The organism is Streptomyces sp. NPDC101181 (assembly GCF_044767975.1).
GTDB lineage: Bacteria > Actinomycetota > Actinomycetes > Streptomycetales > Streptomycetaceae > Streptomyces.
Map to the genome: position 1 here is coordinate 23,598 of NZ_JBIWOX010000001.1, position 13,317 is coordinate 36,914.

8 protein-coding genes and 1 pseudogene are annotated in these 13,317 nt (G+C 73.8%); 7 read left to right on the forward strand and 2 right to left on the reverse strand.

Annotated features, from left to right (window positions below; translation table 11 throughout):
• Nucleotides 1–248: 248 nt before the first annotated feature.
• The 7 genes and pseudogenes from ACIRRU_RS00100 to ACIRRU_RS00130 form a co-directional block, all read left to right on the forward strand.
• Entirely contained in the window at nt 249–3,539 is a 3,291-nt protein-coding gene (locus tag ACIRRU_RS00100) for an SCO5717 family growth-regulating ATPase (RefSeq protein ID WP_403674240.1), read from the forward strand.
• A 196-nt stretch (nt 3,540–3,735) separates the two neighbouring features.
• Nucleotides 3,736–5,613, forward strand: coding sequence for an ABC transporter substrate-binding protein (locus ACIRRU_RS00105; protein WP_403674242.1), 1,878 nt, complete (start codon nt 3,736–3,738; stop codon nt 5,611–5,613).
• Between the two features lie 3 nt (nt 5,614–5,616).
• Nucleotides 5,617–6,699 carry an ABC transporter permease gene (locus ACIRRU_RS00110; RefSeq protein WP_363204314.1) on the forward strand — a complete coding sequence of 361 codons (1,083 nt, stop codon included), beginning with the start codon at nt 5,617–5,619 and terminating at the stop codon, nt 6,697–6,699.
• Complete coding sequence (locus ACIRRU_RS00115; protein WP_403674246.1) at nt 6,696–7,637, forward strand: ABC transporter permease; 942 nt, start codon at nt 6,696–6,698, stop codon at nt 7,635–7,637. Before ACIRRU_RS00110 ends, ACIRRU_RS00115 begins: the two co-directional genes overlap by 4 nt.
• Nucleotides 7,634–8,740 (forward strand): ABC transporter ATP-binding protein, encoded by a 1,107-nt coding sequence (locus ACIRRU_RS00120; RefSeq protein ID WP_403674249.1) that lies wholly within the window; start codon nt 7,634–7,636, stop codon nt 8,738–8,740. The genes ACIRRU_RS00115 and ACIRRU_RS00120 overlap by 4 nt, the downstream gene beginning before the upstream one ends.
• Nucleotides 8,737–9,777: an oligopeptide/dipeptide ABC transporter ATP-binding protein gene (locus ACIRRU_RS00125; protein WP_403674251.1), complete on the forward strand. Its 1,041-nt coding sequence runs from the start codon at nt 8,737–8,739 to the stop codon at nt 9,775–9,777. The genes ACIRRU_RS00120 and ACIRRU_RS00125 overlap by 4 nt, the downstream gene beginning before the upstream one ends.
• Before the next feature lie 79 nt (nt 9,778–9,856).
• A pseudogene (locus tag ACIRRU_RS00130) lies at nt 9,857–11,224 on the forward strand (MFS transporter); the annotation flags it as partial.
• Here the strand turns inward: ACIRRU_RS00130 and ACIRRU_RS00135 are convergent.
• Together ACIRRU_RS00135 and ACIRRU_RS00140 are read right to left on the reverse strand one after the other, a co-directional pair.
• Entirely contained in the window at nt 11,124–12,302 is a 1,179-nt protein-coding gene (locus tag ACIRRU_RS00135) for an XdhC family protein (RefSeq protein WP_403674254.1), read from the reverse strand. The pseudogene ACIRRU_RS00130 and the gene ACIRRU_RS00135 overlap by 101 nt on opposite strands.
• Before the next feature lie 51 nt (nt 12,303–12,353).
• Nucleotides 12,354–13,310 (reverse strand): bifunctional riboflavin kinase/FAD synthetase, encoded by a 957-nt coding sequence (locus ACIRRU_RS00140; protein ID WP_403674256.1) that lies wholly within the window; start codon nt 13,308–13,310, stop codon nt 12,354–12,356.
• Nucleotides 13,311–13,317 lie beyond the last annotated feature (7 nt).

Here is a 13,317-nt window from a genome sequence, read left to right on the forward strand (position 1 = left end):
TTCTCGCATGCTCTCTGTTCGTTCGCGGTCGCCGGATGACCTCACGGGTGACGTAACGGACAGGTTGAGCGATCCCGAACGCCCTGCCTGAGTCGACCCGATGGCGATTAGGGTGGGCGGGGGCGCGGCAGAGAACCTGGGAGCAGGTGATGCGCGCCGCGAGGGGGAGAGCCGGGCGGACCGGACCTCGGGAGCGGTCGCCCCCACCCACCACGGCACCAGGGTGCTCGACCACATCAGGAGGCAAAGTGAACGGCGATCGGGACGAGATCCGCGACGGTTGGGACACGCCCGTCGACGAGTCGTCCGACGCGGATCCCGCCGAGATGACGGGTGAGTTCACCATCGACTACACCCCGCCCGCCTGGTACACGCAGAACGCCTCGGGGGACTCCTCGGGGGGAGCGGGCTCGCACCTGGCCCCGCCCCCGCCGCCGAACGGGGCGCCCGTGTCCGCGCCCGGACTGCCTGCGCCGGGGGTGCCCCCTCAGGAAGCGCCTGCGCAGGGGGTGCCTGGGCAAGGCGTGCCTGGGCAAGGCGTGCCCCCTCACGGCGTGCCTGCGCAGGGCGTGCCTGCGCAGGGTGGCTTCGACCCCGCCTGGGCGACCACTCCCCCGCCCCCCGTGGACCCGGCCGCCCCGGCCGTCCCCCCGGCTCCGGCCTCACCGGCCGCGCCGGAGGCCCCCCACGCCCCCCATGGCCAGGCACCGGGCCGCTCGGCCGAGGAGCCCGGTGACACCGGTGCGTTCGGCGGCGGCGACGTGGAGAGCGGCGCGACGATGCGGTTCTCCCCGGCCGCGCTCCAGCGGGAGATCGCGGAGCGCGAGGCGGAGGCCGCCGCCGCACCGGACACCGGAGCCGACGTCACCGACACCGACGCCGCCACCCGGGCCGCAGCCGAGAGCGAGTCCGGGTCCGCGGCCGACGCCCAGGCCGAGGCCGGGGGCACCGGCTCCGGTTCCGCCTCGGGTAACGCCTCCGACGTGGACGCGGACGGTACGCCCTCCGACGACGCGTCCGGTGCGTCGGGCTCGTCCGGCACGATCTCCGCGTCCGGTACGTCCGGTACGTCCGGCCCGGACCCGGTGCCGGATTCGGCGGACGCCCCCGGGCCCTCGGACGCCCCGGCACCCGACAACGCCCCCGCACCCGAACCCGACGCCGCACCGGTGGCCGACGCCACGCCGCGAGACGCCGAGCCCCACGACGCCGCCCCGCAGGCCGCGCCCGCGGCTGGTGCGGACGCCCCGCAGGCCGCCGCCGCGCCGGTGCCGTGGTCGCCACCCGCCCAGGGCGGGGCGCTGCCGCCGCTGCCGCCCGCCTTCCAGCCCGCCGCCCCGGGGCCCTCCGCGCCGCAGCCCGCCGCGCAGTGGCCCGCCACCGGGCCTGCCGACGAGGTGCCCGGCGGCTACGGCTTCTCTCAGGGCGCCCCGGCGGACCAGGCCCCTCGGACACCGCACCCCCCGCAGGCACCCCAGGCCCCTCAGCCGTACCCCGAGCAGAGCGCACCGCTCCCGCCGCAGTCCCCGCCCCAGGCACAGCCCCAGCCCCAAGCCCCCCAGGGCGCGGGCGGCTACGGCTTCCCGCAGCCCGGACAGCAACCGGGACAGCCGGGACCCGGACAGCACCAGCCCGGACAGCACCAGCCGGAACAGCCGTACCCCGGACAGCACCAGCCGGGTCAGGCGCCTCAGCAGCCGCACCACCCGCACGCCCCCCTCCCCGCGCAGGTCCCCGGCACCCCGAACCTCCCCGCGCCGGTCGCGCACGCCAGCCCCGCGCAGCCCGCTCCGTATCAGCAGCCGCACCCGGCGCAGCCCCAGCCGCCGCACCTCCCGGCCCAGCAGCAGCCCGGCCGACAGCAGGCGGACCCCGGCGCACAGCCGCCGCAACAGCAGCCCGTCGACCCGCGTGCGGGCGGGGCCTGGCCCACTCCGGTCGCCCACGACCAGCGCGAGCGGTCGGTGCCGGGTGCCCCGCTCGGTTACACGGCGGCGGTCGAGCTGTCCTCCGACCGGCTGGTGCGGGGCAAGCAGAAGACGAAGAGCAGCCGCAATCCCTCCGCCGTCTCCCGGTTCAGGCTGGGCGGGAAGAAGGAGGAAGCCGAGCGGCAGCGCAAGCTGGAGCTGATCCGTACCCCGGTGCTGTCCTGCTACCGGATCGCGGTCATCAGTCTCAAGGGCGGCGTCGGCAAGACCACCACGACCACCGCGCTCGGCTCCACGCTGGCCACCGAGCGGCAGGACAAGATCCTCGCCATCGACGCCAACCCGGACGCGGGCACACTGGGGCGGCGGGTGCGCCGCGAGACCGGGGCTACCATCCGCGACCTGGTCCAGGCGATCCCGTACCTCAACTCGTACATGGACATCCGCCGGTTCACCTCGCAGGCGCCCTCCGGACTGGAGATCATCGCCAACGACGTGGACCCGGCGGTCTCCACGACCTTCAACGACGAGGACTACCGGCGCGCGATCGACGTGCTCGGCAGGCAGTACCCGATCATCCTCACCGACTCGGGGACCGGGCTGCTCTACAGCGCGATGCGCGGGGTGCTCGACCTCGCCGACCAGCTGATCATCATCTCCACCCCGTCGGTCGACGGCGCCTCCAGCGCCTCCACCACGCTGGACTGGCTGTCGGCGCACGGGTACGCGGACCTGGTGCAGCGTTCGCTCACCGTCATCTCGGGGGTCCGTGAGACCGGCAAGATGATCAAGGTGGACGACATCGTGCAGCACTTCGAGACGCGGTGCCGGGGGGTGGTCGTCGTGCCGTTCGACGAGCATCTGGCGGCGGGCGCCGAGGTCGACCTCGACATGCTGCGGCCCAGGACCCGTGAGGCGTACTTCCACCTCTCGGCCCTGGTGGCCGAGGACTTCGCACGGGCGCAACGGCAGCAGGGGCTGTGGACGTCGGACGGTCAGAACCCGCCGCCGCGGTACGCCCCGCCGATGCCCGGCCAGCAGGCCTACCCCGCCCCGGGGCAGCCCCGGCCGGGAGAGCACCAGCCCGGCCGGCCCGGCCAGGCGGCGCCGGGTGCGCAGGCTCCGGGCCACTTCCCCGGCCAGCAGGCCCCGGGGCAGCAGCCGTATGCTCCGCAGCAGCCCGGACCCGGCCTGCCCTACCCGCAGCAGCACCCCGGACAGCCGCAGGCCCAGGCCCAGCACCCCGGACAGCCCCATGCCCAAGCCCAGCCGCAGGCCCAGGCCCAGCCGCAGCCGGGCCACCCCGGAGCGCAGCCGTACCCCCAGCAGCCGTACCCCGCACAGCCGCCGTACGGGGGATATCCGGCGGCCGGTCAGCCGGGTGCACCCCAGGGCCCCTACCCCCCGCAGGGCGCGTGGCAGCAGACACCGCCCCCGCAGGGCGCGCCGGCCGCGCCCGGCGCCGACGCCCCGCAGCCGGGTCAGCAGGGCCGGCCAAAGGAGCAGGACGAGCAGGCCAACCCGGCAGGCCAGCCCGGTCTCCAGGGTCCGGTGCCTCCCGCCGGGTGGCGGCAGTCGCCTCAGCGGCCGCCGCAGACACCCCCGCGATAGGGGTCGAGAGGTAGAGACCAATGAGGGCTCGCACCGCTGACGCGGTGCGGGCCCTTCCGCTATTCCCGCAGCCCACACGCGGTTTGACAGACCGTTGACGAGGCCCGACCGCGCTGATAGACCTTCGCATCACCAACTGGCGAACCAGAGATCTGCCCGCCTTGTCCCAGCGAGTGATGACGCGAGGTCCCCGTCCATGGTCACAAGAGTCCCCGCCCGCTTCCTCCGGGCACACCGACGTCTGCGCCTGCTGGCAGGCTCCGGTGCGGTCGCCCTGGCGCTCGCCGCCGGGTCCGTCGTCCCGGGACATCCCCTCGCGCCCGTACCCTCCGAGGCCCGCGCCGACGACGGGAGGACGACGCTCACCGTCGCCGTCGCGCAGAGCGTCGACTCGCTCAGTCCGTTCCTCGCGCAGCGGCTGGTCAGCACGAGCATCCACCGGCTCATGTACGACTACCTCACCAACTACGACGCCAAGGACAACAAGGCGATCCCGGGGCTGGCCACCGCGTGGGAGTCCTCCGCGGACAAGCTGACGTGGACGTACACGATCCGCTCGGACTCGACGTGGTCCGACGGGCAGCGGGCCACCGCCGAGGACGCGGCCTGGACGTTCAACAAGATGATGACCGACGAGGGCGCGGCGACCTCCAACGGCAGCTTCGTCGGCAACTTCGAGAAGGTGACCGCGCCCAGCGAGGACAAGCTGGTCATCCGGCTCAAGGAGCCGCAGGCCACGATGACGGCGCTCGACGTCCCGATCGTCCCCCGGCACGTCTGGGAGAAGGTCGGTGACTTCTCGAAGTTCAACAACGACAAGGACTTCCCCGTCGTGGGGAACGGTCCGTTCATCCTGACGGACTACAAGGTCGACAGCTTCGTCAGGCTCAAGGCCAACAAGGACTTCTGGCGCGGCTCCCCCAAGTTCGACGAGCTGGTCTTCCGCTACTACAAGGACCAGGACGCCGCCGTGGCCGCCCTGCGCAAGGGCGAGGTGTCCTTCGTCGCGGGCAGCCCGAGCCTCACCCCCGCCCAGTCCGCTTCGCTGGAGAGCGCCCCGGACATCGAGGTGAACGACGCCCCGGGCCGCCGCTTCTTCGCGCTCGCCGTGAACCCCGGGGCCCGTACCAAGGACGGCACGAAGTTCGGGGACGGCCACCCGGCGCTGCTGGACCAGAAGGTGCGGCACGCGCTGTTCATGGCCGTCGACCGCAAGACCATCATCGACAAGGTCTTCCAGGGCCACGCCGTCGAGGGCGAGGGCTACATCCCGCCGCGCTTCGGGGACTACTTCTGGAAGCCGTCCGCCGGCCAGAAGCTGGCCTACGACCCCGGGAAGGCCGCCGCCCTCCTCGACGAGGCGGGGTACAAGAAGAACGGCCAGGGCAAGCGGGTCGGCAAGGACGGCAGGCCGCTGGACTTCCGCATCCTGTGCCACGCCACCGACCCCAATGACAAGGCGATCGGCAAGTACCTCCAGGAGTGGTGGGGCGAGCAGGGCATCGGGCTGAAGGTCGACTGCCTCGACAACGTCTCCGACCCCTGGTACGCGGGTGAGTACGACCTCGCCTTCGACGGCTGGTCCGTCAACCCCGACCCCGACTTCGTCCTCTCCATCCACACCTGTGCCGCCCTGCCGTCCAAGGCGAAGGAGTCGGCGGCGACCGACAACTTCATCTGCGACAAGCAGTACGACGAGCTGTACAAGAAGCAACTGGCGGAGTACGACCCCGCCAAGCGGGCGGATCTGGTGAGGCAACTGGAGTCGCGGCTGTACGACACCGGGTACATGAACGTCATGGCGTATCCCAATGCCGTCGAGGCCTACCGCACCGACCACATCAAGTCCATCACCACCATGCCGTCGGCCGCGGGCAACATCTACGGCCAGGACGGCTACTGGAGCTGGTGGTCGGCCGAGCCGGCCGCCGGGGCCTCCTCGTCGGCGTCCTCGGACTCCGGGGGCTCCTCCACCGGGGTGCTCGTCGGGATCGGGATCGCCGTCGTCGTCCTCGCCGGTGGCGGACTGCTGTTCGCCATGCGTCGCCGCTCCACCGCGGAAGACCGTGAATAGTCCATGAGCACTCAGAGCACTCCCGCGCTCCTGAAGGGCGCGGCGGGCGTGGAGAGCGACGGTCCGGCTCCGGCCGGGCCGTCGGGCCGCGGGCCCCGTTCCCGTACGACCGCCGCCTACGCCCGCTACGCGGCGGGCAAGCTCGCCGGGGCGGCCGTCTCCCTCTTCGCCGTCCTCGTCACCAGCTTCTTCCTCTTCCGGCTGATCCCCGGCGACCCGGTCAAGCAGATGACCGGCGGCCGTCAGGTGTCGACGGAGCAGATCGCGGCGATGCGCCGCGAGTTCGGGCTCGACCTGCCGCTGTGGCAGCAGTTCACGCAGTACTGCGGCAAGGCGCTGACCGGCGACTTCGGTACGTCGTACCAGTTCCGCGCCCCCGTCATCGACAAGATCACCGAGGCGCTGCCCGCGACCCTGCTGCTCACCGGCACCGCCTTCGTGATCTACACCCTGCTCGGCATCTGGCTGGGCGCCCGCTCCGCGTGGCGCAACGGCGGCGCCGGGGACCGGGCCAGCACCGCGTTCGCCCTGACGCTGTACTCGGTGCCCTCGTTCTGGCTCGGGCTGCTCCTCATCATCACGCTGTCGGTGGGGGTGGGGCCGCTCCCGGGTCTGTTCCCGACCGGAGGCATGGAGTCCGGGAACACCGAGGGCCTCGACCGGGTGCTGGACATCGCCCACCACCTGGTCCTGCCGGTCGTGACCCTGGTCGCCGTGGAGTACGCGCGCACCCTGCTGGTGATGCGGTCCTCGCTGCTGGACGAGATGGGCAGCGACTATCTGACGACCGCGCGCGCCAAGGGGCTGCGCGACGACCTCGTACGCCGCAGGCACGCCGTGCCGAACGCCCTGCTGCCCACCGTCACCCTGCTCTTCGTGAACCTCGGTACGACGGTGGCGGGGGCGATCCTGGTGGAGACGGTGTTCTCCTGGCCGGGGCTCGGCGGGCTGTTCTACCAGGCGCTGAGCGTGCCCGACCTGCCGTTGGTGCAGGCGCTGTTCTTCGTGTTCGCCGCCGCGGTGATCCTGATGAACACCCTCGCCGACGTGATCTATCCGCTGCTCGATCCCCGGGTGGGCCGATGACGACATCGATGGAGAAGTCCGCGGACACCCCCGGGACCCCGCCGGCGGAGGGCCCGCGCGCCCTCGCCCGCGCCCGGCGGCGGCAGGCCGCGCTGCGCTTCTGGCGGCAGTACCGCACGCACCGGGCCGGGCTCGTCGGCCTCGGCGTGCTCGTGGTGATCGCCCTGCTGGCGGTGGCCGCTCCGCTCCTGGTGGGTGAGGAGTCCCGGAGCGTGACCGGCGCGCCGGGCGGGCCGCTGGAGGCGCCCAGCGGGGAGTTCCCGCTCGGGACCGACCAGTTCGGCCGCAGCCTGCTCGCGCTGATGCTCTGGGGGACCCGGGTGTCGCTGACCGTCGGGCTGCTCGCGGCGTTCCTCTCGGTGGCGATCGGCACCCTGATCGGGATCACCGCGGGCCACTTCAAGGGCTGGTACGCCACGATCGTCATGCGGGTCACCGACTGGTTCCTCGTCATGCCGACGCTGGTGCTGGCCATCGCCCTGGCCACGGTGCTGTCCCGGTCGGTCTGGACGACGATCCTCGCGATCGGCGTGACGACCTGGCCGACGACCGCCCGGCTGGTGCGGGCCCAGACGCTGTCGGTGGAGTCCCGCCCGTACATCGAACGCTCGCGGGCGCTCGGCGGCGGGCACGGCCACATCATGACCCGGCACGTGCTGCCCAACGTGATGCCGCTGGTGCTCGCCCAGACCACGCTGGTGATCTCCACGGCCATCCTCACCGAGGCGACCCTCGCCTTCCTCGGGCTCAGCGATCCCACGATCGTCTCCTGGGGCGGGCTGCTCCAGGACGCCCGGGAGGCCGGGGCGGTCAGCTCCGGCAACTGGTGGTACCTCGCCCCGCCCGGACTCGCCATCGCCGTCGTCGCCCTCGCCTTCACGCTGTGCGGCCGTGCGATCGAGTCCGTGCTCAACCCCAAGCTGGGAGCGTCCCGTTGACGGCGACGACCACGACGGCCACTGCGCATCCGGACCCCTCCGCCGAGCCCGGTACATCCGGGCCGGTGGGCGATCCCCCGCTGCTGGAGGTGCGGGACCTCACCGTCACCTACGGCGGCGGGCCCGACGCCGTCCCCGCCGTGCGGGGCGTCGATCTGCGGGTCGAGGCGGGGCAGAAGCTGGGCATCGCCGGGGAGTCCGGCTGCGGCAAGTCCACGCTGGCCCTGGCGCTGCTGCGGCTGCTGCCCGCGACGGCGAAGCTGACCGGGCAAATCCTGCTGGACGGCGAGGACGTCCTGACCATGAAGTGGGGGCGGCTGCGGGCGGTCCGCTGGGCGGGCGCGTCCATCGTCTTCCAGGGCGCGATGCACTCGCTCAACGCGGTGCACCGGGTCGGCGACCAGATCGCCGAACCGATTCTGCTGCACAGCGGGGCCACCCCGGCCGCCGCCCGCGAGCGCGCCGGTGAGCTGCTGGAACAGGTGGGACTACCCGCCGCCCGCGCGCGGGCCTACCCGCACGAGCTGTCCGGCGGCCAGCGGCAGCGCGTGATGATCGCGATGGCACTGGCCTGCGATCCGCGGCTGATCGTGGCGGACGAGCCGACGACCGCGCTGGACGTGATGATCCAGGCGCAGATCCTGCGGCTGATCAACCAGCTGGTCGCGGATCAGAACGTCGGCCTGATCATGATCAGCCACGACCTCGCGGTGCTCGCGGACACCTGCGACCGGCTCTCGGTGATGTACGCGGGCCGGGTCGTCGAGGAGGGCCCCGCCCGGCAGGTGTACACCGACGCCCGCCATCCGTACGCCCAGGCGCTCTCCGCCGCGTTCCCGAGGATCGGGGACCCCGCCTCCCGGCACGCTCCGCGCGGGCTGCCGGGCGATCCGCCGGACCCGGCGGCGCTGCCGGGCGGCTGTACGTTCCACCCCCGCTGCCCGGTGCCGCTGGACTCCTGCGCCACCGAGGACCAGGAGCTGCGGGAGGCCGGAGGCGAGCGCCGGGCCGCCTGCGTACGGGTGGACGCCCCCGGGGCCCCGGACCCCGCCGCCCCGGCCCCGGCCTCTTTGGGGGCCGACGACACGAGGAGCACGACATGAGCACCGCCCCTCCGGCCGGCGCCGCGCCCCAGTCGGACGCCCCTCCGGCCGATGCCGCCCCCCTGCTCAGCGCCGAGGCGCTGGAGGTCGCCTTCCCCGGCCGCCGCGGGGCCGCCACCGCCCGCGCCGTCGACGGCGTCGACCTGGACATCCGGCCCGGCGAGATCGTCGCCCTGGTCGGGGAGTCCGGCTGCGGCAAGACGACGCTGGCGCGGTCCCTGCTCGGCCTGGTCCCGCCGACCGCCGGACGGGTCGCCTTCGCCGGGGCCCCGCTGGATTACACGGGCCGGGCGCTGAAGGCGTACCGCAAACGCGTGCAGCTGGTGCTCCAGGACCCCAGTGGCTCGCTCAACCCCCGGCACACGGTGTACGACGCGGTGGCGGAGGGGCTGCGCATCCACGGGTACGGGGGCGACGAGCGGGCGGCCGTCGCGCAGGCCCTCTCCCGGGCCGGACTCCGCCCCCCGGAGCGGTTCTTCCTGCGCTTCCCGCACGAGCTGTCGGGCGGTCAGCGCCAGCGGGTGGTGATCGCCGGGGCGCTGGTGCTGGAGCCGGAGCTGATCGTGGCCGACGAGCCGGTGGCCTCACTGGACGCGTCGGTCCGGGGCGAGATCCTGGCCCTGCTGCTGCGGCTCCGCGACGAGCTGGGCCTCTCGGCCCTGGTCGTCACCCACGACCTCGGTCTCGCCTGGAACATCGCGGACCGGGTGGCGGTGATGTACCTGGGCCGGATCGTGGAGACGGGCCCGGTCGAACAGCTGCTCACGGCCCCTCAGCACCCGTACACCCGGGCCCTGCTGTCGGTCCTGCCCGAGGCGGAGGGGGAACCGGTGGTGCTGGCCGGTGAGCCGCCGGACCCGTCGAAGGTGCCCGCCGGCTGCCGGTTCCACGTGCGCTGCCAGGTCCTCGCCTCGGGCGTGGCGGAGCGGGCCGGAGTGGCGGAGTCCTGCCGCACGGTGGACCTGCCGGTGCTGGGCGGCGGGGCGGACAGCCAGGTGGCGTGCCACTGGGCGGCGGCGCATGGCGGGGAGAGCTGAGGAGGAGCCCCCGAAGACTGCAAAGACTTCTTGGCAAAAAAACTTTGCAAAGAACTCTTTGCGGTCTACGCTCCCGGGTATGACCGACGCACCGGAAGGAGCGGGCTGCCCGCCTGCCCGCCCACGAGGACGCGCGGACACCGCGACGGGGAAAGCGCCGGCCGGTTCCGGCAGCCGGTCGTCGGCGCCCCTGGCCGGGGTGCTGGCGGCCATTGCCGTGTCCCTGACCGGCACCCGGGTCTCCCTGGTGGCCCTGCCCTGGTTCGTGCTCGTCACGACCGGCAGCGCCGCCCAGACCGGTCTCGTCGCCTTCTGCGAGATGACCCCCTACGTGGTGGTCAAGGCCCTCACCGGTCCCCTGGTGGACCGGATCGGCGCGAGGGCCGTCTCCTGGACCACCGACCTGGCGAGCGCGGCCGCCGCCGCGGCGGTCCCGCTGCTGCACGCCCTGGATCTGCTGTCCTTCCCGGTGCTGCTGGCGCTGGTCGCGCTGATCGGCGCGGCGCGCGGTCCGGGCGATCTGGCCAAGGAGGTCATGGTCCCTGAGGCGGCCGAATGCGGCCGGATCCCGCTGGAGCGGGCCACCGGACTCTCCGGCGTCGTCGAGCGGCTGGCCTCCACCGTCGGCCCGGCGGTGGGCGGCGCCCTGGTGGCGCTGCTCGGCCCGATGACCGGCCTGCTCCTCAACGCCGTCTGCTTCGCCCTCGGTTCGGTGATCGTCGCCGTGGTGCTGCCGCGCGGCATGGGACGCCCGGCCGCCGAGGAGTCCGCGCCGGGCGAGGACGGAGACCCGGGCTACTGGCGGCGGTTCGGCGAAGGCTTCGCCTTCCTGCGCGGTGAGCGGCTGCTGCTCGCCGTCGTGATCATGGTCGGGATCACCAACCTGCTGGACGCGGCGCTGACCTCCCTGCTCATTCCCGTCTGGGCCAAGGAGTCCGGGCACGGCCCGACGGCCGTCGGCCTGATCGGCAGCGCGATGGGGGCCGCCGCGGTCGCCGGGAGCCTCATCGCCGCGATGGCCGCGCACCGGCTGCGGCGCCGGGTGGTGTTCCTCGGCGGGTTCCTGCTGGCCGGGGCGCCGCGCTTCCTGGTCCTCGCCGTCGACGCCCCGCTGGGCGTGGTCCTGGCCGTCTTCGCCGTCAGCGGTTTCGGGGCCGGGTTCCTCAACCCCGTGCTGGGGGCCGTCCTGGTCGAGCGGGTGCCGCGCCGGATGCTGGGCCGGGTCAACGCCCTCGGCGACTCACTGGCCTGGTCCGGCATCCCCCTCGGGGGGCTGCTCGCCGGAGCGGCGGTGACCGCCGCCGGGCTCACGCCGGTGCTGCTCGTCTGCGGGGCCGCGTACTTCCTCACCACGAATCTGGCCGGACTGCGCCCCGAGTGGCGGGAGATGGACCGCCGGGACCCACCCGGCCCTCCGGCTCCCGGGGGTGGATCGCCCCCGTCAGCCCGCCCAGCGGCCGTCCCGTCCCGCCCCAGCGGTGCTGGATGATCTCGGCCGCGATGGAGACCGCCGTCTCCTCCGGCGTACGGGCCCCGAGGTCGAGGCCGACCGGGGAGGCGAGCCGGGCGAGCCCGGCCTCGTCCACCCCGGCCGCGCGCAGCCGCGCCAGCCGGTCGTGGTGGGTGCGGCGGCTGCCCATCACGCCGATGTACGCGGCGGGGGTGCGCAGGGCGGCGCGGAGGAGGGGCACGTCGAACTTCGGGTCGTGGGTGAGTACGCAGATCACGGTGCGGGCGTCGACCTCGGTGGACTCCAGGTAGGTGTGCGGCCAGGCGCGGACGACCTCGTCCGCCGTGGGGAAGCGCTCGCGGGTGGCGAAGACCGGACGGGCGTCGCAGACGGTGACCCGGTAGCCGAGGAACGAGCCGATGCGGGCGGTGGCCGCCGCGTGGTCGATGGCCCCGAAGACGAGCATCCGGGGCGGCGGGGCGTACGTCCGGACGAAGACGGCGACCTCCCGCATCCGGCGCTGCCCCCGCGCCCCGTACCACCGCACGCCGGTGCGCCCCTGGGCCAGGAGTCCTCTGGCGTCGTCGGTGACGGCGGCGTCCAGATCCGCCGCCCCGAGCGTGCCGGTCGTCCGCCCCCGGCCGCAGGGGCGGACGGTCAGCCGGGCCCCCGTCCGAGCCCCCGACAGGACCGTGGCCTCGGCCACCGGCTCGTCGGCGGCGACGAGGTCCAGCACCGCCGCCAGCTCCGCGCGCTCCGCGTCGGCCGCGTAGCCGCGCACCAGGACCTCGATCGTCCCGCCGCACGTCAGCCCGGTGGCGAACGCCTCGTCGTCGCTGATCCCGTACGCCACCACGCGCGGCCCGGCCCCGGCCAGCACCTCGCGGGCCACCTCGTACACGTCGCTCTCGACGCAGCCCCCGGAGACACTGCCGACGACGGTCCCCGCGGCGTCGACGGCCATGACCGCCCCCGGGTCGCGCGGCGCGCTGCCGCGCACGGCGACGACGGTCGCCAGGGCGAAGGGGACGCCGTCGGCGCACCGGGCTCGGAGGTCGGGCAGGATGTCGCGCACCCTGTCAGCATCGGCCGTCCCGGGGCGGGCCGCACGGGGAAGCGGGCCGGGTCAGTGGGTCCGGGCGTAGGCGGCGGTCAGCTCGCTGGAGCGCTTGACGTCGGCGGCCATCGCCACCAGCAGGTCGTCGATGGAGTCGAACTTCAGCATGCCGCGGACGTAGGCGAGGAAGTCGACGGCCACGTGCAGCCCGTACAGATCGAGGTCGACACGGTCGATGGCGTACGCCTCGACCGTCCGCTCGACCCCGTCGAACTGCGGGTTCGTGCCGACGGAGATCGCGGCGGGCATCGACTCGCCGTCCACCTCCAGCCAGCCCGCGTAGACGCCGTCGGCGGGGATCGCGGTGTGCGGCAGGGTCTCCACGTTGGCCGTGGGGAATCCCAGCTCGCGGCCGCGCTGCGCGCCGCGCACCACGATGCCCTCGACGCGGTGCGGGCGGCCCAGGATCTCGGCGGCCCCCGCGACGTCGCCCTCGGCGATCAGGGTGCGGGTGAGGGTGGAGGAGAAGGGCTGTCCGCCGCCCGCCTCGCCGGTGACGTACAGGTCGACGACCTCGACGGTGTAGTCGTAGGTGGCGCCCAGCTCGGTCAGGAAGGCGACGTTCCCGGCGGCCCGGTGGCCGAAGCGGAAGTTCGGGCCCTCGATGACGGCCTTCGCGTGGAGCCGGTCGACCAGCACCTTCGCGATGAAGTCGGCGGGCGACAGCTGGGAGAACTCGGTGGTGAAGGGCAGCACCAGCACCGCGTCCACGCCCAGTTCCGCCATCAGCTCGGCACGGCGGTGGTGCGGGGCGAGCAGCGGCGGGTGGCTGCCGGGGCGGACGACCTCGCTGGGGTGCGGGTCGAAGGTCACGACGACCGAGGGGATGCCCAGCTCACGGGCGCGCTCGACGGCCCGGCCGATGATCAGCTGGTGGCCGCGGTGCACGCCGTCGTAGGAGCCGATGGTGACGACGCTGCGTCCCCAGTCCTGGGGGATGTCCTCCAAGCCACGCCAGCGCTGCACTGTGACC